23 protein-coding genes are annotated in these 23,668 nt (G+C 37.4%); 13 read left to right on the forward strand and 10 right to left on the reverse strand.

What is annotated here, in order from left to right; all coding sequences use genetic code 11:
* Window positions 1-152 precede the first annotated feature (152 nt).
* From H3T48_RS02085 to H3T48_RS02130, 10 genes are all read left to right on the forward strand, one after another.
* A complete protein-coding gene (locus H3T48_RS02085) occupies window positions 153-2,498 on the forward strand; it encodes an ATP-binding cassette domain-containing protein (RefSeq protein WP_198188169.1) in 2,346 nt (781 codons plus the stop codon).
* Between the two features lie 187 nt (window positions 2,499-2,685).
* Window positions 2,686-3,411, forward strand: a complete 726-nt coding sequence (locus tag H3T48_RS02090; protein ID WP_198188171.1) for a glucosamine-6-phosphate deaminase — start codon at window positions 2,686-2,688, stop codon at window positions 3,409-3,411.
* Window positions 3,412-3,573: 162 nt separating this feature from the next.
* Complete coding sequence (amaP, locus tag H3T48_RS02095) at window positions 3,574-4,128, forward strand: alkaline shock response membrane anchor protein AmaP (protein WP_198188180.1); 555 nt, start codon at window positions 3,574-3,576, stop codon at window positions 4,126-4,128.
* Between the two features lie 11 nt (window positions 4,129-4,139).
* Complete coding sequence (locus H3T48_RS02100; RefSeq protein WP_074426169.1) at window positions 4,140-4,328, forward strand: DUF2273 domain-containing protein; 189 nt, start codon at window positions 4,140-4,142, stop codon at window positions 4,326-4,328.
* A gap of 20 nt (window positions 4,329-4,348) precedes the next feature.
* Complete coding sequence (locus H3T48_RS02105) at window positions 4,349-4,849, forward strand: Asp23/Gls24 family envelope stress response protein (RefSeq protein WP_198188182.1); 501 nt, start codon at window positions 4,349-4,351, stop codon at window positions 4,847-4,849.
* A 275-nt stretch (window positions 4,850-5,124) separates the two neighbouring features.
* Window positions 5,125-5,775: a deoxynucleoside kinase gene (locus H3T48_RS02110; protein ID WP_046308048.1), complete on the forward strand. Its 651-nt coding sequence runs from the start codon at window positions 5,125-5,127 to the stop codon at window positions 5,773-5,775.
* 11 nt (window positions 5,776-5,786) lie between these two features.
* Entirely contained in the window at window positions 5,787-6,473 is a 687-nt protein-coding gene (locus H3T48_RS02115; protein ID WP_046308050.1) for a deoxynucleoside kinase, read from the forward strand.
* Window positions 6,474-6,686: 213 nt separating this feature from the next.
* Window positions 6,687-7,328, forward strand: coding sequence for an amino acid ABC transporter permease (locus H3T48_RS02120; protein WP_187158206.1), 642 nt, complete (start codon window positions 6,687-6,689; stop codon window positions 7,326-7,328).
* Between the two features lie 15 nt (window positions 7,329-7,343).
* Window positions 7,344-7,997, forward strand: a complete 654-nt coding sequence (locus H3T48_RS02125; protein ID WP_198188184.1) for an amino acid ABC transporter ATP-binding protein — start codon at window positions 7,344-7,346, stop codon at window positions 7,995-7,997.
* A gap of 18 nt (window positions 7,998-8,015) precedes the next feature.
* A complete protein-coding gene (locus tag H3T48_RS02130; RefSeq protein WP_198188322.1) occupies window positions 8,016-8,843 on the forward strand; it encodes an amino acid ABC transporter substrate-binding protein in 828 nt (275 codons plus the stop codon).
* Here the strand turns inward: H3T48_RS02130 and H3T48_RS02135 are convergent, their stop codons facing one another.
* Entirely contained in the window at window positions 8,844-9,638 is a 795-nt protein-coding gene (locus tag H3T48_RS02135; RefSeq protein ID WP_198188185.1) for a Cof-type HAD-IIB family hydrolase, read from the reverse strand.
* Between the two features lie 227 nt (window positions 9,639-9,865).
* On the opposite strand from H3T48_RS02135, the gene H3T48_RS02140 reads away from it, so the two are divergent.
* The 3 genes from H3T48_RS02140 (at window position 9,866) to H3T48_RS02150 (ending at window position 14,131) form a co-directional block, all read left to right on the forward strand.
* Window positions 9,866-11,173, forward strand: coding sequence for an NCS2 family permease (locus H3T48_RS02140; RefSeq protein ID WP_198188186.1), 1,308 nt, complete (start codon window positions 9,866-9,868; stop codon window positions 11,171-11,173).
* 69 nt (window positions 11,174-11,242) lie between these two features.
* Window positions 11,243-12,697 carry a DASS family sodium-coupled anion symporter gene (locus H3T48_RS02145; protein ID WP_046308060.1) on the forward strand — a complete coding sequence of 485 codons (1,455 nt, stop codon included), beginning with the start codon at window positions 11,243-11,245 and terminating at the stop codon, window positions 12,695-12,697.
* Window positions 12,698-12,820: 123 nt separating this feature from the next.
* Window positions 12,821-14,131 (forward strand): NCS2 family permease, encoded by a 1,311-nt coding sequence (locus H3T48_RS02150; protein ID WP_122036381.1) that lies wholly within the window; start codon window positions 12,821-12,823, stop codon window positions 14,129-14,131.
* A 160-nt stretch (window positions 14,132-14,291) separates the two neighbouring features.
* Here H3T48_RS02150 and gndA read toward each other — a convergent pair whose 3' ends face one another.
* The 9 genes from gndA to H3T48_RS02195 all read right to left on the reverse strand — a co-directional run bounded on the left by gndA (window position 14,292) and on the right by H3T48_RS02195 (window position 23,530).
* A complete protein-coding gene (gene gndA / locus H3T48_RS02155) occupies window positions 14,292-15,677 on the reverse strand; it encodes an NADP-dependent phosphogluconate dehydrogenase (protein ID WP_198188187.1) in 1,386 nt (461 codons plus the stop codon).
* A gap of 106 nt (window positions 15,678-15,783) precedes the next feature.
* Window positions 15,784-17,595 carry a pyruvate oxidase gene (gene spxB, locus H3T48_RS02160; RefSeq protein ID WP_187158200.1) on the reverse strand — a complete coding sequence of 604 codons (1,812 nt, stop codon included), beginning with the start codon at window positions 17,593-17,595 and terminating at the stop codon, window positions 15,784-15,786.
* 277 nt (window positions 17,596-17,872) lie between these two features.
* Complete coding sequence (mnmG, locus tag H3T48_RS02165) at window positions 17,873-19,768, reverse strand: tRNA uridine-5-carboxymethylaminomethyl(34) synthesis enzyme MnmG (RefSeq protein WP_198188188.1); 1,896 nt, start codon at window positions 19,766-19,768, stop codon at window positions 17,873-17,875.
* A gap of 8 nt (window positions 19,769-19,776) precedes the next feature.
* Window positions 19,777-21,162: a tRNA uridine-5-carboxymethylaminomethyl(34) synthesis GTPase MnmE gene (gene mnmE, locus H3T48_RS02170; protein ID WP_198188195.1), complete on the reverse strand. Its 1,386-nt coding sequence runs from the start codon at window positions 21,160-21,162 to the stop codon at window positions 19,777-19,779.
* 106 nt (window positions 21,163-21,268) lie between these two features.
* Entirely contained in the window at window positions 21,269-22,135 is an 867-nt protein-coding gene (locus H3T48_RS02175; RefSeq protein ID WP_046308074.1) for a membrane protein insertase YidC, read from the reverse strand.
* 1 nt (window position 22,136) lies between these two features.
* Complete coding sequence (gene rnpA / locus H3T48_RS02180) at window positions 22,137-22,505, reverse strand: ribonuclease P protein component (RefSeq protein ID WP_046308076.1); 369 nt, start codon at window positions 22,503-22,505, stop codon at window positions 22,137-22,139.
* 52 nt (window positions 22,506-22,557) lie between these two features.
* Complete coding sequence (gene rpmH / locus H3T48_RS02185; protein WP_003549412.1) at window positions 22,558-22,698, reverse strand: 50S ribosomal protein L34; 141 nt, start codon at window positions 22,696-22,698, stop codon at window positions 22,558-22,560.
* A gap of 212 nt (window positions 22,699-22,910) precedes the next feature.
* Window positions 22,911-23,063 (reverse strand): DUF3923 family protein, encoded by a 153-nt coding sequence (locus H3T48_RS08940; RefSeq protein ID WP_370567514.1) that lies wholly within the window; start codon window positions 23,061-23,063, stop codon window positions 22,911-22,913.
* A 185-nt stretch (window positions 23,064-23,248) separates the two neighbouring features.
* Complete coding sequence (locus H3T48_RS02195; protein WP_232349839.1) at window positions 23,249-23,530, reverse strand: hypothetical protein; 282 nt, start codon at window positions 23,528-23,530, stop codon at window positions 23,249-23,251.
* Between the last annotated feature and the right edge of the window lie 138 nt (window positions 23,531-23,668).

Below are 23,668 nucleotides of genomic sequence, written 5' to 3' on the forward strand. Positions count from 1 at the left end.
AGAGACTTTTTTAATTACTAAATTAAAATTTTTCAAAATGAGGATGGCTTTTTTTAACTAATTGGCTTAATATAATAAGAATTTTAGTGTTACTTATTTATAAGTGCCAAATTATTTTTATGAATTAATAAAAAGGAAAAGAGAAATAACTCATGCTTCAATTAAAAAACTTGCGTAAGTCTTACCACGTTGGTGATACTACGACTAAGGCGTTGGACGATGTCTCAATTTCGTTTCGCAATCAAGAATTTGTCGCAATTCTAGGTCCCAGCGGTTCTGGTAAAACGACAATGTTAAACGTTATTGGTGGACTAGATCGTTACGATAGCGGCGATTTGATTATTAATGGTAAATCCACTAAGAATTTCAAAGAAACTGATTGGGATGCATATCGTAATAACTCGGTTGGTTTTGTTTTTCAAAATTACAATCTAATCTCACACCTATCAATCATTGCCAACGTTGAATTAGGAATGAACTTATCTGGTGTTCCTGCCTCAGAAAGACACCAACGTGCAGTTGATGCTTTAACACAAGTCGGCTTAAAAGATCACATTTCGAAGAATCCTAACCAACTATCTGGTGGGCAAATGCAGCGTGTAGCAATTGCTCGTGCCTTAGCAAATGATCCTGATATTTTACTTTGTGACGAGCCAACTGGTGCTCTCGATACTGAGACTTCTGAACAAATCATGAAGCTAATTCAGAACTTGTCAAAAGATCGGTTAGTAGTCATGGTCACACACAACCCAGAACTAGCAAAGGAGTACGCAACTAGGATTGTTAACTTCCAAGACGGTAAAATTTTAGATGATTCAAATCCATTCACACCAGAAGATGAAAAAGATACTTTCAACTTGAAGCGTACAAAGATGTCTTATTGGAATGCTATCAAGTTAAGTTTTACCAATATTATGACCAAAAAAGGTCGTACAACTTTAACAGCTTTTGCTTCAAGTATCGGTATCATTTCCATTGCCATCGTTTTATCGCTATCCAATGGCTTTCAGAAGCAAATTGATACTACGATGAGTAAGGCACTTGCCAAATATCCTGTTACAATCTCGCAAACGGCCACGGACGTTAATAGTATCAGTGACCGTGATGATTCAGAAAAGAACGTCAAAAATCGTGGCTATTTAACTGCTAAAAAGGACAAGTTACAGCAATCGGCACATAAAAATAAAATTACGCAAAAATACGTCGATTACGTAAAGAAGATTAATCCTGAATATGCTAACAATATTTCTTATCAAGTTGGTGTTAACCTCAATTTAATTGGTAAGGAAAATGGTAAGGTTAAGCCCGTTCAATTTTCACCGCTACCTGCTGGCACGGCTGCTTCTCAAGCGTACGAGCAAATGCAGTCTCAAGCAGCAAGCATGTCCTTTATGGGTTCAACCGTCTTTCCAACCTCATTAGATAAGAAAAAGGGTAACTTTTTAAAGGATAACTACCAATTACTATCTGGCGCTTGGCCATCCAAGCCAACTGATTTAGTTATGGTCGTTGATAACAAGAACTCCCTTAACATTAACATTCTGAAGAACTTGGGCATTAAAGTTAAGGCAGATGAAAAACTTGATTTTAATAAGTTAATTGGTAAAGAATTCAAAGTAGTCGACAATAATGACTATTATCAAGAACTACCTACTGGTATGTTTGTGCCACAAAAACCTGACCAAGCAATGTACAACAATAGCAAAATCAAGTTACGCATTGTTAGTGTAATAAGACCAAAGAATAAGGATTCAATGGCTCTATTATCAAGCGGAATCGCATATAGTGATCGTTTAGCTGTTAAGGTTATCAAGCAGAATCAAAATTCAGCTATTGTAAAGGCACAAAAGAAATCTGACCGTAATGTAATGACTGGTCAAAACATGAATGCCAGTGCTAAAAAGCTGATGATGCAATCGATTGGCGGTTCTTCTCTTCCTGCTGGTATCATGATTTATCCAAATGACTTTGATTCGAAAGACAAAGTCTTAGATTACCTTGATCAATGGAATAAGGGTAAAAAGAAACAAGATAAAATCATCTACACTGACATGTCGAGTGCCGTTACCTCTATGACAGGTGGTTTGTTAAGTGGTATCACAGCTGTGTTAATTGCCTTTGCAGCAATCTCACTTGTCACTTCAATGATTATGATTGGTATCTTAACTTACACTTCAGTTTTGGAGCGAACAAAAGAAATTGGTATTTTAAAGGCCTTAGGTGCTCGTAAGAAAGACATCACACGCGTCTTTGATGCAGAAACATTTATCCTTGGCATATTCTCAGGTGTCTTAGGTGTAGTAATTGCTCAACTACTCGTCTTCCCTATCAACAGCATTTTATATTCAATGACTGACTTAGCAAATGTTGCTCAATTAAATCCTGTGCACGCCTTGATTTTAATTGTTATTTCTACTATCTTAACGATGCTAGGTGGACATCTTCCTGCAAGAATGGCAGCTAAGAAAGATGCCGCAATTGCACTAAGAAGTGAATAGTCGCTAATTTCATTTAATTAGTCTCAAATAATGTTACATGTGAAACAAACATTATTTGAGACTTTTTTGTTATCAAAATTGGCCTTAGTTAAAAACGCGTCAGTAGTGAAAAAAATTTTAACAAAGCTAATTGACAAATTGGCATATACCAATTTATAATGAATTTAACTTAATTGGAGGCTCAACTATGAAAATTATCATTACAAACAACAAAGAAAACGGTAGTACTGAAGGTTTTAAGCTATTTAAAAAGAGCATTGAAAATGGTGCTAAGGTAATCGGCTTAGCAACTGGCTCTACCCCTGTAGCTCTATACAACGAATGGACTCAAAGTGATCTTGATAATAGCAATCTTATTAGTATCAACCTTGATGAATATACTGGTTTAACTCCTGATAATGATCAAAGTTACCACTACTTTATGCAAAAAAATCTTTTTGACAAGAAGCCATTCAAGAAATCATATATTCCAGACGGTATTAAAGCCATTAACGACCCTCAAGGTGCTTCTGATGACTACAACAAGATCATTGAAGAAAACCCAATTGATATTCAATTATTAGGTCTTGGTCAAAATGGTCATATTGCTTTTAATGAACCAGGCACTTCTTTTGATTCTGTTACTCACGAAGTCAAGTTAACTGAGAGTACTATCCAAGCTAATTCCCGCTTTTTCAGCAATATTGATGATGTGCCAAAATCAGCAATTTGTATGGGAATTGCTAACATCATGAGTGCAAAGGAAATCGTTATTATGGCTTTTGGTGAAAATAAAGCTGATGCCGTTAAGAAAATGGTCGAAGGTCCTGTAACTGAAGACGTTCCTGCTTCCGTTTTACAAAACCACTCTAATGTCACATTAATTATTGACGATGCTGCTGCAAGTAAGCTCAGTGAAGAATCAAAGAACTAATTAGACAACTTAACTAACAGATTAAAAACGATGCAAACTTGCATCGTTTTTTTGTGCCACTAATATTTCGTATTAGCGCTGTATATAAACAGGTGCATATCACTAACGCTAACAAAATAATCCGTATTATGATTAGGTTAGAGCATGAGAGGATGTGATAAATTGAAACGAAGTAAAAAATGGTTACTGGTAGTTTTTCTGCTTTTACTACTGCCTCTGCCAATTTATCTCTTATGGGAAACTAGCGGTTTTTGGCAAAAGTATTTAAGGCTTAGCATCCCCAAAATGGGTACATTAAATCCCATTTTCGAATGGTATCTAATCGGTGCTAGTGCCATTGTTCTTTTGGCTTTAATCATTAGTTTATTAATCATTCTATTCTGGCCAGTTCAGCGCTACTTCACCTTAATTCATAAGCGCGATGGACAAGTCAGAGTTAATAGTAAGGCGATTAACGGTTACGTCATGAATTCTTTATCTGAATTACCTTTTATTAATAAAGCAAAAGTTGATTCTAAGCTTACTAATCATAAGATCAAAATTAGGATTAGTGGCAATTTAGGACATGGCGACAACGTTAATGCTGTTCTTGAGCAATACCTTGAAGAGCTTAAAGGTAATCTTAGTCAACTTTTGGGAATCGAGCAGAAACCAAAAATCAAAATTAAGTTTGTTAACTATCAAAACTCTGATAAGCCCGAGACACGCGTTCAATAAAGGAGGCAAAAATGAATAAAATTTTGCAGGAACACCTCCCAGAAATATGCGGTGCAGTAATCGGCTTGTTACTAGCATTTTGTTTTTTGGGATTAGGCTTTTTTAAAACTATTTTTGTCATTGTGCTACTAGTATTAGGCTTTCTAGCTGGGCATTATTGGCCCCTGCTAAAAAGCTTGGTAAGTAAACAACAACATTAAATGAAAGGAATTTAATCATTATGGTACAAAATAACAACAACTCAAAACAAGAAGTTAAAGGCGACTTAACATATGACTCTAAAGTAATCCAAAAGATTGTCGGCATTGCTTTGGCAGACGTTAAAGGACTATTAACTGTTAATGGCGGCTTCTTCTCTAACTTAGCTGATAAGATTGTTAACAGTGATGACGTAACTAATGGTGTTAACGTCGAAGTGGGTAAAAAACAAGTCGCTGTCGATATTGAAATCGTTGCAGAATACGGTACTGACATTCCTAAACTTTATGACGAAATTAGACAAAAGATTTATGACAAGGTTAAAGAAATGACCGGCTTGGATACTGTTGAGGTTAACGTCACAGTAGTTGATATCAAGACTAAGGAAGAGCATGAAAAGGACTCTGTCAGCTTGCAAGATCGTCTAACCGGTGCCACTCAAGACGCCAAAGAAAAGATTGACGATCAAAAGGACAAGGCTGAAGATAAAAAAGAAGAAAAGAAAGAAGATCGCGTTAAGTAACGTGTCTCAACCAACCTATTCAAAAAGTGAAGTGTTTCAAACTATGCACTTCACTTTTTGTTTTACTTTAGTTTCACGTGTAACACTTCTTAAATCTTTTTATCTTGAAAATATATATTTACATATCTTTATCAAATTATAAGCAATTTTTTTAGTCTGCACTATGCAAAATCACTTGACATTTTTGCCCCAATGCAAATTAAATTTCTTCTTGTTTACCACTATATCTCGTATTAAACTAGATATTAATCTATATATTGTATTTAAGAAAGAGCGTGATTCAAGTTATTGTTTTAAGCGGGCCTATTGGAGCCGGTAAATCCAGTTTAACCAGTATTTTAGCTGAACATTTAGGAACTCAAGCCTTTTATGAAGGCGTTGATAGTAATCCGGTTCTTCCTTTATATTACCAGGACATGAAACGGTACACTTTTTTACTTAACATCTATCTACTTAACCACCGGTTAGCGCAAATCAATCAAGCAGTTAAAGAGAAAAACAGTGTTTCTGACCGTTCTATTTACGAAGATGCCCTCTTTTTCCAAATGAATGCGGAAAGCAACGTCGCTGATCCTACCGAATTTAAGATTTACGACAGTTTACTTGAAAACATGATGGAAGATACCCCCGGAAATCCTAGTAAAAAACCTGATCTCTTGATTTATATCCGTGTGTCACTAGATACCATGCTAAAACGTATCGAGAAGCGTGGTCGGTCTTATGAGCAAATCTCGACTGATCCCAGTTTAAAAGATTACTATGCGCGCTTAATTCGCTATTATGAGCCTTGGTACGAAAAGTATGATGCCTCACCTAAGATTGTAATCGACGGTGACAAGTATGACTTTATCGGTGATGAAGACGCTAAAAAGGAAGTTTTAAGCCAAATAGATAGCAAGCTGCGTGAAATTGGCAGTCTAGAATAAGAAGGAACGTGATGACAGTTATTGTTTTAAGTGGCCCTATTGGAGCCGGTAAATCCAGTTTAACCAGTATTTTAGCCAAATATTTAGGAACTAAGCCATTTTACGAAAGTGTTGACGATAATCCAGTCTTACCACTTTTTTACGCTGATCCTAAAAAGTATGCGTTTCTGCTTCAGGTGTTTTTCCTTAATACACGTTTTCGCAGCATTAAGGACGCATTAACCGACGATAATAACGTGCTTGATCGTTCTATCTATGAAGATGCACTCTTCTTCCAAATGAATGCCGATATTGGACGTGCAACTAAAGAAGAAGTTGACACTTACTATGAGCTTTTAAACAATATGATGAATGAGCTCAAAAATATGCCAAAAAAGAACCCTGATTTGCTCGTCCATATCAATGTTTCATACGAGACGATGCTTAAACGTATTCAAAAGCGTGGTCGCCCGTACGAACAGCTTAGTTATGATTCAACGCTTGAAGATTATTACAAACGACTATTACGTTATTATAAGCCTTGGTATGAAAAATATGATTATTCACCTAAAATGGAAATTAATGGTGATGAGCTTGATTTTATGACCAATGAACATGATCGTGAGATTGTTTTAAATCAAATTGTCGATAAATTAAAAGAGATTGGTAAATTACCTGAATCATGGGATAAGCCAACCAAGGTCGAACTCGATGCATAATCAGTAAAGCAATCAACTTGCATATTGTAGTGAAAAGCCGTTTTTAGATATTTAGTCTAAAAAACGGCTTTTTATTTTGTTAAATTTCTTGCTGAGCAGTCTAAAATAACTTTTTACACTATTACCATTTTATTATTAAAAAAATATGTGCTATTCTGTCATAAATGTAATTTTTTGCTCATTATTTCAATTTACGCTTTAAAGGAGAATAAGATGAATTATATAATCTCAATCATGCCTTCTCTACTTTCTGGAGCTAAAATGACCCTGATTCTATTCTTATGGACCTTGATCATTTCTATCCCACTTGGAATCATTGTTAGTTTGGGTTTAATCTCACATTTTAAAATTATACGTGCTATTTTAAAATTTTATATCTGGATTATGCGTGGTACGCCATTGTTACTACAACTAATCTTTATTTTTTATGGACTGCCAATCATTGGCATCATTTTCCAACGATACAATGCTGCCTTATTCGCTTTTATTCTAAATTACACTGCTTATTTTGCAGAAATTTTCCGTGGTGGTTTTCAGTCTGTGCCAGTCGGCCAATATGAAAGTGCACACGTTCTGCAGCTCACAAAATGGCAAACTTTGCGACATATTATTATCCCCCAAGTAAGCAAAATTGTTATACCGTCAATTGGCAATGAAGTGATCAACTTAGTCAAGGACACTTCCCTTGTTTATGTTATTGGCTTAGGTGAACTCCTACGTGCAGGAAACGTTGCAACTGCGCGAGACGTTACGCTTGTGCCATTAGTTCTAGTTGGTATTATTTATCTACTAATGACCGGTATTGCATCATTTATTTTAAAGAAAATCGAACACAGTTATTCTAAGTGGAAATAATAAGGGGAATGATTCATGCTTGAATTAAAAAATATCACTAAAAAATTTGGCTCTCGAACAATTTTAAATAAATTGAATTTAACAATTCCTGATCAAGAAATATTAGCAATAGTCGGACCTTCGGGTGCCGGCAAAACAACCCTTCTACGGTGCCTTAGTGGCTTAGAAAAAGTCGATTCTGGTCAGTTTCTCTGGAACAATCAAGAATTTGATCCAACTGAGCCGAGTAAAGATAACCAAATTACCGGTGTTGTTTTCCAAAGTTACGAACTGTTTCCTAATTTGACCATCATTGACAATATCACACTCGCACCTAGATTAGTTTTAAAAGAAGATAATAGCCAGGCTCTACAGACAGCTAAGCAGTTGCTTCACGAATTAGACTTAACGGGCAAAGAAGAACTGTATCCATATCAGCTGTCAGGTGGGCAAAAGCAAAGAGTTGCGATTGCGCGAGCATTAGCAATGAAGCCACAAATTCTATGCTATGATGAGCCAACTTCTGCACTGGATCCTGCATTACGTACCAAAGTCGGTGAAATTATTTTACAACTCAAAAACAATAATAAGATGACACAAATTATTGTTACACACGATATGGATTTTGCTCATCAAGTAGCTGATCAGATTTTCACGGTTAAAGCGTTAGATTTTAAGAAGGTGGATTAAGTGAAATGCAAACGTCTAATGGCACTATTGACCACCATCCTTTTTACTCTTATCTTATCAGCCTGTAGTGGTATTTCGGTTAACAGGCAAGCTAGCAAAGTTGACAATTGGACTCATATTAAGGATCGCAGCTACGTGGTTGTCGGTGTTGACGACACATTTGTCCCAATGGATTTTCAACAAAAAGATGGAAAACTAGTCGGCTATGACGTTGACTTAGCAAATGCAGTTTTCAAATTATACGGCATCAAGGTCAGCTTCCAAACAATTGATTGGTCAATGAATACAACTGAATTAAGAAATGGAACAATTGATGTAATTTGGAATGGTTTTAGTAAAACTCCTGCTAGAGAGGCAAAAGTCAACTTTAGTAAAACCTATTTGGATACAACACAGGTCATAGTTGCACTGAAGAAAAATCATATTAACAGTGTTAAAGATATGCAAAATAAAGCACTAGGCGCCCAATCTGGTTCATCAGGTTACAATGACGTCATGGATTATCCAAAGGTACTTGCTAACCGAATTAAAGACCACTATCCAATTCTCTACGATTCCTTTACTAACGCCTTTATCGACTTAAACGCAGGTCGAATTGATGGCTTGTTAATTGATAGTTCCTATGCCAATTACTATATTTCGCGTCAAAAGCATCCTGAACGATTCACTGAAATTGATAGTTCTTTTCCAAAGGAACAATTTGGCGTTGGTATGCGCAAAAGTGATATAACTTTACAGCGAAAAATCAACCAGGGATTAGATATTCTTGCTAAAAATGGAACCTTAGACAGAATTAATCATAAGTGGTTTGGGGATAAAGCACAGTCCCCACTTCTTAAAAAGTAATTAGCTAAGCTCCTCAAGAACTTGCGCAATGCCATCATGGTTGTTATCAGCTGTCACATTTACAAATTGCTTTTTCAATTCTGCTGGAGCGTTACCCATCAAAAATGGATGCCCAACTGTTTTTAGCATTGAAACATCATTGTAGTTGTCACCAAATGCCCAACAATCAGTCAGCTTCACATTAAATTCTTCTGCCAGTTCTTTAATTCCCTCGCCTTTAGATACACCATTAACAACTATTTCTAATAAATTGGGAGCCGATTTAACTAAGACCACGTCTGGATATTCGACAGTCAGATCTTTTTGCTCTTGATCAAGTTGTTCTGGATTGCCCATAATAAGGACCTTGTGAACACCTTTAAGTTTTTTAACTTCAGCAATTGAGCTTGGTGTCGCTTTAACTTGAACAATCTGCTCCTCTTTTTTTACCAATTCAACATTATTTCCTGGGAAATAAAGCCAGTCATAGCCACTATAAACATTCCAAGTAGTCTGATTATTTTTCTTTTCGATATATGAACAAATCTCAGCTGCTTCGGCTGCTTTCATGAAGCGCGAAGATATTGGCCTTCCCATTTCATCTAAGACTAAAGCGCCATTGTATGCAATCATTGGACAGTTCTTAGTTATCTGGCCAGCCGCAGTCATCACTGCTTGCGGCATTCTTGCAGAAACTGGGATAAAAACATTGCCATTAATGATTTGCCGTCTAATCGCATCTCTTGTTTTAGGTGTTATTTCTAAATCTGTATTTATTAATGTTCCATCAATATCTGAAAACAACAATTTAGCCATTTTTTCTCCAACCTTCTTATACTCATTAGCTTACTAAGATAGTTTATTTTAAAAACTATTTCATCTTGCGGTCAATCTGTTAGAGAACTTATTCATTCTTAAATCCCACTCAGATGTAAGGCTTTTCATTGTATAATTCGCATTTGATTTTATATATCAGCATGCTACACTAAAATAGTCGTTAGATGTAAATAAAACACGAACATTATTATAGTGGGAGAGATTAAATGAATTTTATTAAGAGCTACTTTCAGCTCGATAAATATAAAACCAGTGTTAAAGTTGAGTTTCTCGCTGGACTGACTACTTTTATTAGTATGTCTTACATCCTATTCGTTAATCCAAGCGTTTTGGGTGCCAGTGGAATGGACAAAGGTGCTGTCTTTACTGCAACAGCACTGGCAAGTGCATTAGGTACAGCTTTAATGGGGATTGTTGCTAACTATCCCATTGGTGAAGCACCAGCACTTGGTATCAATGCTTTCTTTGCCTATACAGTTTGTGTAGGTATGCATGTTTCATGGGAAACAGCATTAGCTGCCGTTTTCGTTGCCTCAATCATTTTTATTTTAATTACTATGTTCAAGTTGCGTGAAAAGATTATTAACGCAATCCCAGCTGATTTGAAATTTGCCATTTCATCTGGTATCGGTCTTTTCATTGCATTCTTAGGAATGCAAGACGGTGGCCTTATTGTTGCTAATAAATCTACATTGGTTGGCCTTGGCTCACTTCACGATCCGGCTGTTTGGATTACAATCTTTGGACTTTTAGTAACCGTTGTTCTAATGATCTTGAATGTCCCAGGTGCGATTTTCATTGGTATGATTTTGGCCGCACTTTTTGGTGTTGTTACTGGTCAAATTGCTCTACCAACCAAAATCATTTCAGTTGCACCTAGTATCGCACCAACCTTTGGTCAAGCAATTTTCCATGTTAAAGATATCAATACTCTGCAAATGTGGGTTGTTGTTCTAACCTTTTTACTTGTTACTTTCTTTGATACAGCGGGAACTTTAATTGGCTTAGCTCAACAAGCTGGCTTTATGAAAGATAATAAAATGCCTCGCGTAGGTAAAGCCTTAGCTTCCGACTCAACTGCCATGATGGTCGGCTCAGTCTTGGGTACATCTCCAGTTGGCGCGTTTGTTGAATCAAGTGCAGGTATTGCTGTTGGTGGACGTACAGGTTTAACTGCAGTTTTCGTTGCTATTTTCTTCTTAATTTCAATGATTTTCAGTCCATTGCTTGGCCTGTTCACTACACATGTTACGGCACCTGCTTTAATAATCGTTGGGGTGCTAATGGCACAAAACACAGCGCACATTCATTGGGATAAAATGGAAATTGCTGTGCCAGCATTCTTGATTTTAACTGGTATGCCACTTACCTACTCAATTTCAGATGGCTTGGCTCTTGGCCTTATTACTTACCCAATCTGTATGCTTGCAGCAAAACGTGGTAAGGAAATTACTCCTATGATGTGGGTGCTCTTTGTAGTATTCATCATTTTCCTATGGGTGCTGAACTTCTAAAATAAATTATGATAAGATGAATGTGTTAAACAATCATCTTATTTTTTTAACTTTTTGAAAAGAGGAGTCATGAAGACACTAGAAAAAATAGACTATAAAAAATTTATTTTTCCAGTTTTACTTGGATTAGTTTTCTGGTTTACTGCACCTATCAGACCTGCTGGGGTTACCGTCCAGGCCTGGCACATGCTCGCAATCTTTATCGCCACTATTGTTGGTTGTATTACATTACCAATTGCAATTAGCGGTGTTACACTAATCGGTTTTACATTAACAATCTGCCTTGGTCTCGTACCATTGGCCGATAAAGTAGTTAATGGTAAATTAATTGAAAAAGGTGCTATTAACGCTTTTGCTAACAGTTCGGCCTGGTTAATTGTAATGGCATTTATGATTTCACGTGGAATCGTAAAAACTGGTTTAGGACGCAGGATTTCACTATATTTTATTAAATGGTTTGGGCAAAAATCATTAGGTCTTGGCTATGCAATCGGTGCAATTGATTTAATTGTTTCACCCGCAACGCCTTCCAATGGCGCCAGAGCTGGTGGTGTGGTTTATCCTTTAATTGAATCATTGGCTGAAACTTACGACTCTAAGCCAAATGATCCCTCGAGAAAGAAAATGGGAGCCTATCTAATTTTCACGGAATTTCAGGTTAACATTATCACCTCATCTCTGTTTATGACAGCTTGTGCACCTAACTTAATTGCTGTAGCACTTGCTGGTAAAGCAGGCGTTACACTCACTTGGATGCAATGGTTCATGGCTGCACTTGTGCCTGCTGCAATCTGTCTGCTTGTAATTCCATATTTTGTTTACAAGATCTACCCACCAGAAGTAAAGGAAACTCCTAATGCTAAGGAATGGGCAAATAAGCAACTTGAGGAATTAGGTAAAGCAACATTACCTGAAAAAATGATGGCGATTATTTTTGTGATTACCTTAGCACTTTGGATGCTTTCGAGTACTCTTGGAATAGATGCAACTTTGATTGCATTCATTTCTGTTGTGCTGCTTCTGCTTACAGGTGTTCTTACTCCTAAAGATATTTTGGGTGAAACTGGTGCCTGGAACATTCTAATCTGGCTTTCAATTCTGGTTTTTATGGCTGAAAAATTAACTCAGTTTGGCTTCATCGGCTGGCTTTCAACTACTATTTCAAGTAGCATGAAGGGCGGCAACTGGTTAATCACTTTGATTATCTTAGCCCTTGTATTGTTCTACACCCACTACTTATTTGCCAGTGCAACAGCACATAACTCTGCAATGTTCTTGCCACTTTTAACTGTAGCAATTGCTGCTGGAGCACCTAAAGTTATGGCTGCACAATTCTTAGCTCTGTTTTCTGCAATCATGGGTTCAACTACTCATTATTCTAGTACCGCATCTTCGGTGCTTTCTTCAACTGGTTATGTTAAACAAAGTGAATGGTGGAAGATGAGTTTTATTTTCGGTATTTTCTACATCTTAGTTTATGGTGTAATCGGACTAGGATGGATGAAAGTTATCGGCATGTGGTAATTTTAAAAGCGAGCTTGAAAGGGCTTGCTTTTTCATTTCCCAGGAAATAATATTCCAAGCCCGTTTGCTTATGCTAAACTAGTTTTATTGGTTCTTTTATAAGATATTTTTTTGGAGGAAAAAATGACGACACTAGATAACGTCTTTCATTTAAACGATGCTCATACCACTATCAAACGTGAGTTAATTGCTGCTTTAACCACTTTTGTTAGTCTCTCCTACATCCTTTTTGTTAACCCTAATATTTTACATGCAGCTGGGATTGATAAAGGTGCTGCTTTCACAGTTACCGCAGTTTCAATTGCAATTGGTTGCTTCATCATGGGCTTTGTGGCTAACTACCCTATAGCCCTTGCGCCAACACTAGGTAGTGCTGCGTTCTTCGCTTACAATGTTTGTGGCGAAATGAAAATCAACTGGCAAACTGCATTAGCTGCTGTCTTAGTTGCATCTGTCTTATTCATCTTAATCACAGTTTTAAAACTACGTGAGAAAGTAGTCGATGCAATTCCACAAGACTTAAAGTATGCTATTTCCGCCGGAATTGGTTTATTCATTGCTTTCATTGGCTTACAAAACGGCAAGCTCATTGTTAATAGTGATTCCAGCTTAGTAACTTTGGGCAAATTTAACTCACCTGCTGTCTGGATTACACTTTTTGGTTTAACCTTAACTGTCATCTTAATGGCAATGAATGTTCCAGGTTCAATTTTTATCGGGATGGTTGTGACGGCAATCTTTGGTATTCTTATTGGTCAAGTCGAGGTGCCTAAAGCAATCATTTCAACTGCTCCAAGCATTGCCCCAACCTTTGGTCAAGCTGTTTTTCATCTAAAAGATATTAATACACCTCAGCTGTTCATGGTCGTCCTAACATTTTTACTAGTTACTTTCTTTGATACTGCAGGTACCTTGATCGGTATGACTGAACAAGCTGGAATGGTCGATCAAGATGGCAAAATTCCACGTATTGGTAAAGCCTTCGTTTCTGACTCCCTAGCAATGGTTGAAGGGGCTGTTTTGGGAACAGCTCCTCTTGGCACATCAGTTGAATCCAGTGCCGGTATTGCAATGGGTGGACGAACAGGATTAACCGCAGTTTTTGTTGGCATTTTCTTCTTAATCTCAATGATTTTTAGCCCATTACTGGCAGTTATTCCAACTACTGTTACTGCACCCGCCTTAATAATCGTAGGTGTTTTAATGGCTGGTAACCTTAAGAAAATTAACTGGGATAAGTTTGAAATTGCTTTTCCTGCATTTTTAACAGTTATTGGCATGCCACTTACCTACAGCATTTCAGACGGTTTAGCACTTGGAATGATTGCATACCCAATCACCATGATTGCCTCTAAGCAAGCTAAAAAGGTCTCACCGATGATGTACGTGCTGTTAGTAGTATTTGTCATCTTTTTCTTGATTACAAACATGTAGCTCAATTAGACTAGCCAAAAAGCCACATCATAATGAAGTGGCTTTTTTCTTTACAGTATTCTAGAATTTATAAAAGATGATTATTATATATTTTTCCTAGCAAAAAACCAGTTAAAGTAGAAACTTAACTGGTCTTTTTTTGTTACACATGTAACACAGCTTATTTTTCTTCATACCACTCAGTGTGATATACACCGTCACGATCATTTCTGAAATAAGTGTGAGCACCAAAGTAATCTCGCTGTCCTTGAATCAGGTTAGCTGGAAGACTTGGGTTAAAAATGGATTCTAAATAATTAAGGGACGCACTTAAAGTTGGTGTAGGAATGCCAGCCTTAGTTGCTAATTCAAGTACCTTACGCAATGCAGGTAAATTTTTCTCCATTAAATCTTTAAAGTAAGGATCTTGGAACATATTATCAAGTTGCTTACCTTCGGCAAAAGCTTTTTCAATATCCTTTAGCATAGATGAACGAATGATACAGCCAGCTTCCCAAGATTGGGCAATAGCTGGATAACGCAACTCCCAATTATACGCATCAGCTGCCATCTTTAATTGCTGGAAACCTTGAGCATAGGCAACGGCTTGACTCAACTGCAAAGCTTTTCCAAGATTATCAATTAAGTCTTCAGGAACTTCGCCTTCCCACTTAATTTCCTTGCCTTCACGCGTTGTTGCCTTAGACATAAATCTACTGATAACAGCTTCTGCAATCACACTAATTGGCACACCCAAGTGTACACCGTCTTCAAGCATCCAGTTACCTGTACCCTTGTATGAAGCAACGTTCAAGATATGGTCAATGACATGATCTGGAGTCAAATCGTCTTCTTGTTTCAAAACTTCTGAGGTGATTTCACTCAGGTATGCTTGAACTAGCCCCTGATTCCAATCGGCAAAAATTTCTGACATTTCATCGTTAGTTTTTCCGGCAACCTTACGCAAGATATCATAAACTTCAGAGAATTCTTGCATAATTCCATATTCAATACCGTTATGAACCATTTTGACATAGTGTCCACTACCCTCAGGTCCAATAAAGCTGACACAAGGATGACCATCATCGTTCTTAGCAGCGATTGCTTCTAAGATTGGTGCAACTTCCTTGTATGCTTCTTCGTCGCCGCCAGGCATTAAAGCAGGGCCATTTAAAGCACCTTCTTCACCACCGGAAACACCCATGCCAATAAAGTGAATCCCGTGTTCTTCCATTTCATGGAAACGACGATTAGTATCGTGGAAGTTTGAATTACCACCATCAAGTAAAATGTCGCCTTTATCAAGCAAAGGTAACAACTTGTGCAATGTTTCATCTACTGGCTTACCAGCCATAATTTGAATCAAAATTTTGCGTGGTTTTTCAAGTGAATTAACAAATTCTTCCCAAGAATAAGTTGGTTTTAGCTTATCATCCTGATATTCTGCAAAAGCATCAACTTCTTTTTTATCGATACTAAAGCCTGAAACGGAGAAGCCACTATTTCTAACATTTAAAGCTAGGTTTTTACCCATGACGGATAAACCAATAATCCCGAACTGTTGCATATATATTCCTCCATCGTTCAAGTTCATACTCTATTATTATACTTGTATGAAAGCAAAAAAGCGAAACTTTCAAGAGTCTCGCTTTTTTGAGTTCTAATATTAAATATTAGTGTGCTGAAGCACCTGAAGTTGTATCAGGTTCTTCTTCTGGTTCAGGTTCTTCCTCTTCAGCTTCGGAAGCGCCTGAAGCAGCATCTTCAACCAAACCATACTTGTCAGCAAAGTAACTAAATGGCTTCAATGCTTCTGCTTGATACTTCTTAACGAATTCAGGATCGTCAAGTGTGTTCAATTCAGTTGAGTAAGGCATGTCATGAGTGAACTTAATGTCAATTAACATTGGTCCATCCATTTGCTTGAATTCCTTAACTGCGTCTTCGAATTCCTTCTTAGTACGTACAGTTACACCCTTAACGTTCATACCTTCAGCAACTAATGCCCAATCGTTGTTTGGTAAGATAACACCAGATAATGGTTGGTGTGATTCATCTTCTTGTTCAGCTTCGATGTATCCCAAAGTGTCGTTAGTGAAGACAACATTTAAGATGTGCATGTTGTAACGAGCTTCAGTCAATAATTCTTGACTCATCATTGCAAAGCCACCGTCACCGCCTAAGTTCCAAACTTCGCGTTCTGGGTGAACAGTTGCAGCAGCGATTGCAGCTGGAGAGCCAAAGCCCATAGTTGCGTACAAACCTGAGGTTGCCCAAGTTTGTTCATCGTGCAAGTTTACCAAACGTTGGAAGTCAATGTTGATGTTACCAACATCAATAGCGAATTGTGCATTGTCGTCAGCATATTTGTTGATGATGTCAAAGATTGGTTCACGACGAACTGGCATTTCGTCTGAATCATCAAAGCTGTGCTCCCAGTCTTCCCAGTTCTTACGGTCAGCAATTGCAGCCTTGTAAAGTGGTGATTCTTCGCGAGCTTCACCAGCATCAATCATAGCTTGCAAAGTCTTAGCACCGTCAGCCAAAATTGGAACATCTACTGCGTGACGCTTACCCAATTTTTCTGAGTCAACATCAATTTGAACAACCTTAGCCTTTGGATCAAAGAAGAATACTGAGAATGGTGAGTCGTTACCTACCCAAATAACAGCATCTGCGTGTGTTTGAATGTCGTCACTTGGCTTAGGAGCAACACGACCAATTGAACCCATGTATGCTGGGCATCTGTCTTCAACAACGCCCTTAGCCATAACTGAAGACATCAAAGGAGTCTTGAATTTTTCAGCGAACTTCTCTAAAACGTCGCCGTGACCCTTCATACCTAAACCGAAGTAAACAACTGGGTTTTTAGCTTCTTCAAGAATCTTAACAGCTGCGTCGATTTCTTCTTTCTTAGGAGCTGCGTAGTTAGGGATAGCTTGCAATGAATTGTAAGTTACACGGAAGTTATCGTTAATCTTTTCCCAACCAAAGTCTTTAGGAAGGATTAATACAGCTGGACCCTTCTTAGCATAAGCTTGACGAAGAGCTTCATCCATCATTGATGGAATTTGATCTGCGCGTTTAATTTGGTGGTTCCAAACTGCAACGGGATCAAACCAAGGCTTTTCATCGAAAGCTTGGAAGAAGTCCATGTCTTGACGACTAGTAGGAACGTTAGCAATAATAGCTACCATTGGAACCTTGTCGTACTTAGCGTCGTATAAACCATTCATTAAGTGAACGGCACCAGGGCCGGCTGAACCAAAACATACACCAGCTTGACCAGTGAATTTATATTCAGCTGCAGCAGCTAAAGCACCAGCTTCTTCGTGCCGTACTTCAATATACTTTAATTTTCCCTTAAAGTCGTGGATAGCATTCATAGTTGAGTCGAATGAACCACCTGGGAAACCATAGATATGATCAATATGCCAGTCCAATAAAACTTGGAGCATAGCATTTGCGCCATTAATTTTTGCCATTTTTAAAGTGCATCTCCTTAAATACATTTACTTACATACTGTATTAAAACATATAATTTCACAATTTCAAGTGAGTAAAACCAACGTGGTAATTGAGATGTAAGCGCTGTGCAAAAATATTAATTTCACAAAGATGTCACTGTAAATTGTTGTTTTAAGATAACAGCAATAATTAAATTTGTGATTATCTGATCATTCGACCATTTTTTGTGAATTTTTTTGATTTATTCTCTTTCGAAAAAATATTTTTGTTTTTTGAATTTTTTTACAAAAATTACTATTTAATTTTTGAATAGCGACCGTTTTGCACGTAAACGCTTAAAATGGCAAGATCAGCTGGGTTGACACCTGAAATTCGCTCAGCTTGTGCGAGAGTCTCTGGTCGAATTTTCTCAAACTTTTCTCGTGCTTCCGTCGCTAAACCTTCGATTGCCTGATAGTCAATATCAACCGGAATCTTCTTAGCTTCTTGCCGGTGTAATCGGTTAATTTGCTGCTGTTCCTTTTTAATGTAGCCTTCGTATTTAACATTAATTTCAATTTGTTCCTTGACGTAGCGCTCATTGGAAATGTGCTCATGAGTCAATTTTTCAATGTCGTCAATCTTAACTTTCGGTCTTCGTAAAAAGACATCGGCTTTGACTCCAGCCTTTAATTTTTCCTCGCCAATACTTGCAAGATAATTTTGCACTTCTTCATTTGGATGAACGGTTATTGATTTAACCGCATGCTCCGCTTGAATAATCTGCTCCTTTTTAGCTAAAAACTTGGAGTATCGTTCTTCAGAAATTAATCCTAATTGATACCCGTAATCAGTTAGGCGCAAATCAGCGTTATCATGACGCAAAATCAAACGATATTCAGCTCGAGAAGTTAATAGTCTGTATGGTTCCTCAGTTCCTTTTGTAACTAAATCATCGATTAAAACACCAATATATGCTTCATCCCTGCCTAAGGTAAAACCAGACTGGCCAGATGCTCGTAAAGCAGCATTGATTCCAGCAATAAGTCCCTGACCAGCTGCTTCTTCATAACCAGAGGTACCGTTCATTTGTCCAGCTGTAAAGAGATTCTTGATATTTTTAGTTTCTAGTGTGTGCTTCAGTTGCCATGGGTCAATTACATCATATTCAATTGCATAGCCTGGGCGCATCATTTCAGCGTCTTCAAGTCCAGCTACAGTGTGTAACATCTCAAGTTGAATTTCTTCTGGCATTGAAGTTGAAAAATCACCAACATAGACTTCTTCTGTGTTCTTTCCTTCTGGCTCTAAAAAGATTTGATGACGCGGCTTATCAGCAAAGCGAACCACTTTGGTTTCAATCGACGGACAGTAACGTGGCCCCACACCCTTGATTTCACCGGTAAACATTGGCGAGCGAGTCAGATTATCATTAATAATTTTGTGCGTGTAGCGGTTGGTATAGGTCATCCAGCAGGATACCTGATCTTTGAGGTAATCTTCATCCTTACTTTCATATGAAAAATGACGCGGAACCTGATCTCCCGGCTCTTCTTCGGTCTTAGAATAATCAATTGTATTACTATTTACTCTAGGGGGAGTACCAGTCTTAAAACGGCGTAACTTGAAACCCAATTTTTCCAAATTTTCAGATAATTTAATCGCTGGAATGGTGTTGTTAGGGCCAGAAGAATAATTTAATTCACCAATATAAATTCGTCCACGTGCTGATGTTCCAGTTGTTAGAACCACACTTTTGGCATGATATCTAGCACCGGTATTGGTTACTACCCCTTGGCAGACACCATCTTCAACCAATAACTCATCAACTGTTGCCTGACGCAAGGTTAAATTAGGTGTTTTTTCAATTACACGCTTCATCTGTTCATGATATTGCCACTTGTCAGCTTGCGCACGTAACGCCTGAACTGCAGGCCCCTTACCGGTATTTAGCATTCTCATCTGAATATAAGTAGCATCGATATTTTTACCCATTTGGCCGCCAAGTGCGTCAATTTCACGCACAACGGTTCCTTTTGCAGGACCACCAACAGATGGATTACATGGCATAAAAGCCACCATATCTAAGCTGATTGTTAATAGTAATGTTTTTTGGCCCATTCTAGCGCTTGCCAATGCAGCTTCACAGCCGGCATGACCTGCACCAACAACAATTACATCGTAAGCATTCGAATCATAGCTTTTAATCATTTTTACACCTATTTTCCTAAACAAAATTGACTAAATAACTGGTTTACCAGCTCATCAGGGCTGCTCTCTCCAGTAATTTCACCTAAAGTATCCCAAGCACCATTAAAATCTATTTGTGCAATATCAATTGGAACATCAATTTCTAGTGCCTTAATTACTTCATTGAGTTGCGTTTTGGCTTTTTCCAGTAATCCTGACTGACGCTGATTAGTAACCAATACTTGGTCATTTGAATTTTCAATTCCATTGAAAAAGAGCTCTTTAATTGCTTGCTTCAATTGATCCAGATTCTTTTGCTGTAGAACTGAAATCGCAATTACTTTACTACCAGTCAATTGCTTAATTTCTTCTACCGTTACCTTTTGGCCTAAATCGGTTTTATTCAAAAGGACAATTCGCTTCTTATCATTAGTTGCATCAATCAAAGCATGATCTTCAGCAGTTAGAGGCTTACTTGAATCGAATAATAGTAATACCAAATCTGCCTTAGCTAGTGCTTTTCTTGAACGTTCAACACCAATTTTTTCAACTTTATTATCGGTATCACGAATACCAGCTGTATCGATCAATTTCAGCGGCACTCCTTCCACTGAAACATATTCTTCTAGAGTATCACGAGTCGTTCCCGCCACATCCGTTACAATAGCTGTATCGCTCTTAGTTAGATAATTGAGCAAAGAAGACTTACCGACATTAGGCTGACCAATAATTGCAGTCGCTAAGCCGTTACGTAACGCCGTTCCTTCTGCAGCAGTTTTAAGCAGGTCATCTATTTCTGATATGACAGTCTTTGACGTTGCAATCATTTGCTTAGCCGTTACAGTATCGGCATCATATTCAGGGTAATCAATGTTAACCTCAACGTTTGCTAAGACGTTTAAAATTTCTTGGCGCATCCCCTGGATTTTTTCTAACAATCCACCTTCAAGCTGTTTTTCCGCAACTTGGCGTGCTCGGTCTGTCTTAGCTCTGACAACATCCATGACACTTTCAGCTTGGGTTAAATCAATTCGCCCATTAACAAATGCACGCTTGGTAAATTCACCAGGATCAGCCATTCGTGCACCAGTTTTTAATAGTAACTGCAAAATCCGATTGGTAACGACAATACCACCATGACAGTTGATCTCAACTATGTTTTCACGTGTAAAAGTTTTAGGTGCGAGCATAACTGAAACCATTACTTCATCAATAACTTCTTTATTTGCGGGATCAATGATGTGTCCATAATGAATGGTATGACTTGCCGCTTTAGTCAAATTGCCGCCCTTAAATACTTGATTGGCAATTTTAACTGCATCTTCACCAGACATTCTAACAATCGAAATTCCACCCTCACCAATTGGAGTTGAAATCGCTGCAATCGTATCAAATTCTGTTAAAGTTTGCGCCATGATATTTTCCCCTTTTCAATAAAAAAAGCGCATTATAACACCATGAATAAACCATGATGTATAAAGCACTTTGACTACTTTATCTAAATCACTTTAGATTGAATATTTACTTTTTATTACGCTTTAACCGTTTATATGTCTTACGCAGTTTACGCTTACGCTCGCGTTCAGCTTCAGCTTTTGCTTCCTGCTCACGACGATATTTAATTGGGTTTTGTAAAATAAACGTTTGTACTACTTGGAAGAGGTTAGAAACTACCCAGTATAAAACAATTGCTGATTGGAAGTAGATTCCCATCACACCAACCATAATTGCCATACCATAAGTCATAATCTTCGACGAGAAGTTTTGTGACTCCTTCGGAGTTGATAATTGACTGATATATGTCGACAAAAAAGTTAGAACCATCGATAAAATCGGCATAATAAAATATTGATCCGGTTTACCTAAGTCCATCCACATAAAGTGACCAGTCATCAATTGTGGCGTTTGCGCAATCGCTCCATACAATGCAAGCATAACCGGCATTTGAATTAGTAGTGGCAAGCAACCAGCATAAGGATTAATTCCTGCTTCTTTATAAAGCTTGTTGGTTTCTTGTGAAAGCAAAGTTCTCGATTCAGTATCGTTACCAGGATATTTTTTGCGCAATGCATCAATTTCTGGCTGAATACCTTGCATCTTAGTTGTACTCTTAATTGAAATAGCACTTAGTGGGTACACAATTATACGTACAATAATGGTAAAGATAATAATTGCCCAACCATAATTATTGCCAATAATCTTAGCAAGCCATAGTAAAAACGTTGACATGTAGTAAATAACCCAACGATTCCACCAGTTGCCGCTAGTATGCGAAATAGGTGCAGGCTTGTTACTTGTCGCACAGCCTGTTAAGACGACAGCGACCATCATTACTGTAAGTACAATAAGTATTCGCTTGACATTCTTTTTAGTTAAAATGTCTTTCACTCTAATCTTCCTCAACTTTATCTGGTATCTCTTCTATGATATTAGCCAAAATGAGTGCATGAAGCAGGTTCTTCCGAATTTCAGTCATACTAAAATCACGGACATACGGGCGCGCAATCACTAAAAAATCGATTTGCGGTTCAATTCTTGCTTTGTTTTCAGTAAGCACGGCGCGAATATAGCGCTTGAGTCGATTCCGGACTACAGCCGTATGACCGACCTTTTTACCGACAGAAATGCCTACCCGAAAGTGAGCATTTTCTGGCTTCTCTATTTTATAGATAACAAAGGCCCGATTTGCTACTGAATTACCAGATTTAAAAACTCGTTGAAAATCATTTTCTGTTTTAACTCGATAAGACTTTCTCAAAACGCTTCATTCCACTCTTTGATATTAAAAAAACCACTGGGATTTCAGTGGTTTAAGCAGATAAGACTTTTCTACCCTTTGCACGGCGTCTAGCCAAAACCTTACGGCCGTTTGATGTGCTCATACGCTTCATAAAGCCATGAACGCGTGAACGGTGACGCTTTTTAGGTTGGTAAGTTCTTTTAGTTGTCATTAAACTACACCTCCATTTTTAATATGCTAACTGCACAATTTAGTATCTAGAATACCATGATTAAAGTAAAAAACCAAGGAAAAACTAAAAAAGATGTCGTAAATTACCAATTTAGGGATAATTTGCTACTTAGTTTAAGCTGATAGCGACAAATCTCTTATAAATAGCTCAAGTATTTTATTTATTCAGATTAAAAATCTTATTTTCTTGATTTACGCGCTATAGCAAAAATAATCATCTCGATAATTAACACAAATGCAAAGAAACATGCTAAAGCTGCCCAAAGCAAGTCCTGATCCATCAGTCTTTCGAAACCAAATTATTGCCGCAAACAAGATAAAAAGGATAGAAAGAACAATATGGATGCTTCGTGATTAAATCATTTCCTAAACCTTATCTGGTATCTCTTCTATAAACTAGACTCCAATATGTGTTAATTACAAAATTCAAATACTAGAATACCATGATTAAAGTAAAAATATCTAAAAACTTAAATTATTTGCTTCTATCCTTTATTAGTTGTTCTAAACCTAACTTACCTTAGGAAAATTTACACTAAATCTTCTTTTGAAATTTCAAGTGATGGGTAGTGTCCAAGAGACGGTAGAAAAGTATCCAATGGGCAACTATATACCATGTAATAGGCTTCATCATCATTAGTGGCATTAAGTTCATAATACTTTTGCTTAGCTTTTTTAGGATCATCAGTAATATAAACCACGCCGACCACTCCCACTTTTTCAGTATCAGCTGTTTCTACATATCCTTTTAGAATAATCTTCAAGTTACCATCATCTTGTAATGCCATTTTTAAATAATCTTTATCGTTCATAAAAAAATCCTCCTTTTATATAGGTCGACTTACTTAAGAAACAGCATACCAAGACAAAGATAAAATGACTAGAAATATTTAATGCTCCGCGCTTAAAACCATTCGCTCAATAATTGCATTTAAGTCAAAGAAACCTAA

It is taken from the genome of Lactobacillus sp. M0403, from assembly GCF_016101265.1.
Classification (GTDB): Bacteria; Bacillota; Bacilli; order Lactobacillales; family Lactobacillaceae; genus Lactobacillus; species Lactobacillus apis.

Coding starts and splice junctions, on each gene's coding strand:
- H3T48_RS02085 (WP_198188169.1), top strand. CDS start 153: ATGCTTCAATTAAAAAACTTGCGTAAGTCTTACCACGTTGGTGATACT.
- H3T48_RS02090 (WP_198188171.1), top strand. CDS start 2,686: ATGAAAATTATCATTACAAACAACAAAGAAAACGGTAGTACTGAAGGT.
- H3T48_RS02100 (WP_074426169.1), top strand. CDS start 4,140: ATGAATAAAATTTTGCAGGAACACCTCCCAGAAATATGCGGTGCAGTA.
- H3T48_RS02105 (WP_198188182.1), top strand. CDS start 4,349: ATGGTACAAAATAACAACAACTCAAAACAAGAAGTTAAAGGCGACTTA.
- H3T48_RS02115 (WP_046308050.1), top strand. CDS start 5,787: ATGACAGTTATTGTTTTAAGTGGCCCTATTGGAGCCGGTAAATCCAGT.
- H3T48_RS02120 (WP_187158206.1), top strand. CDS start 6,687: ATGAATTATATAATCTCAATCATGCCTTCTCTACTTTCTGGAGCTAAA.
- H3T48_RS02125 (WP_198188184.1), top strand. CDS start 7,344: ATGCTTGAATTAAAAAATATCACTAAAAAATTTGGCTCTCGAACAATT.
- H3T48_RS02130 (WP_198188322.1), top strand. CDS start 8,016: ATGGCACTATTGACCACCATCCTTTTTACTCTTATCTTATCAGCCTGT.
- H3T48_RS02135 (WP_198188185.1), bottom strand. CDS start 9,638: ATGGCTAAATTGTTGTTTTCAGATATTGATGGAACATTAATAAATACA.
- H3T48_RS02140 (WP_198188186.1), top strand. CDS start 9,866: ATGAATTTTATTAAGAGCTACTTTCAGCTCGATAAATATAAAACCAGT.
- H3T48_RS02145 (WP_046308060.1), top strand. CDS start 11,243: ATGAAGACACTAGAAAAAATAGACTATAAAAAATTTATTTTTCCAGTT.
- H3T48_RS02150 (WP_122036381.1), top strand. CDS start 12,821: ATGACGACACTAGATAACGTCTTTCATTTAAACGATGCTCATACCACT.
- gndA (WP_198188187.1), bottom strand. CDS start 15,677: ATGCAACAGTTCGGGATTATTGGTTTATCCGTCATGGGTAAAAACCTA.
- spxB (WP_187158200.1), bottom strand. CDS start 17,595: ATGGCAAAAATTAATGGCGCAAATGCTATGCTCCAAGTTTTATTGGAC.
- mnmG (WP_198188188.1), bottom strand. CDS start 19,768: ATGATTAAAAGCTATGATTCGAATGCTTACGATGTAATTGTTGTTGGT.
- mnmE (WP_198188195.1), bottom strand. CDS start 21,162: ATGGCGCAAACTTTAACAGAATTTGATACGATTGCAGCGATTTCAACT.
- rpmH (WP_003549412.1), bottom strand. CDS start 22,698: ATGACAACTAAAAGAACTTACCAACCTAAAAAGCGTCACCGTTCACGC.
- H3T48_RS02195 (WP_232349839.1), bottom strand. CDS start 23,530: ATGAACGATAAAGATTATTTAAAAATGGCATTACAAGATGATGGTAAC.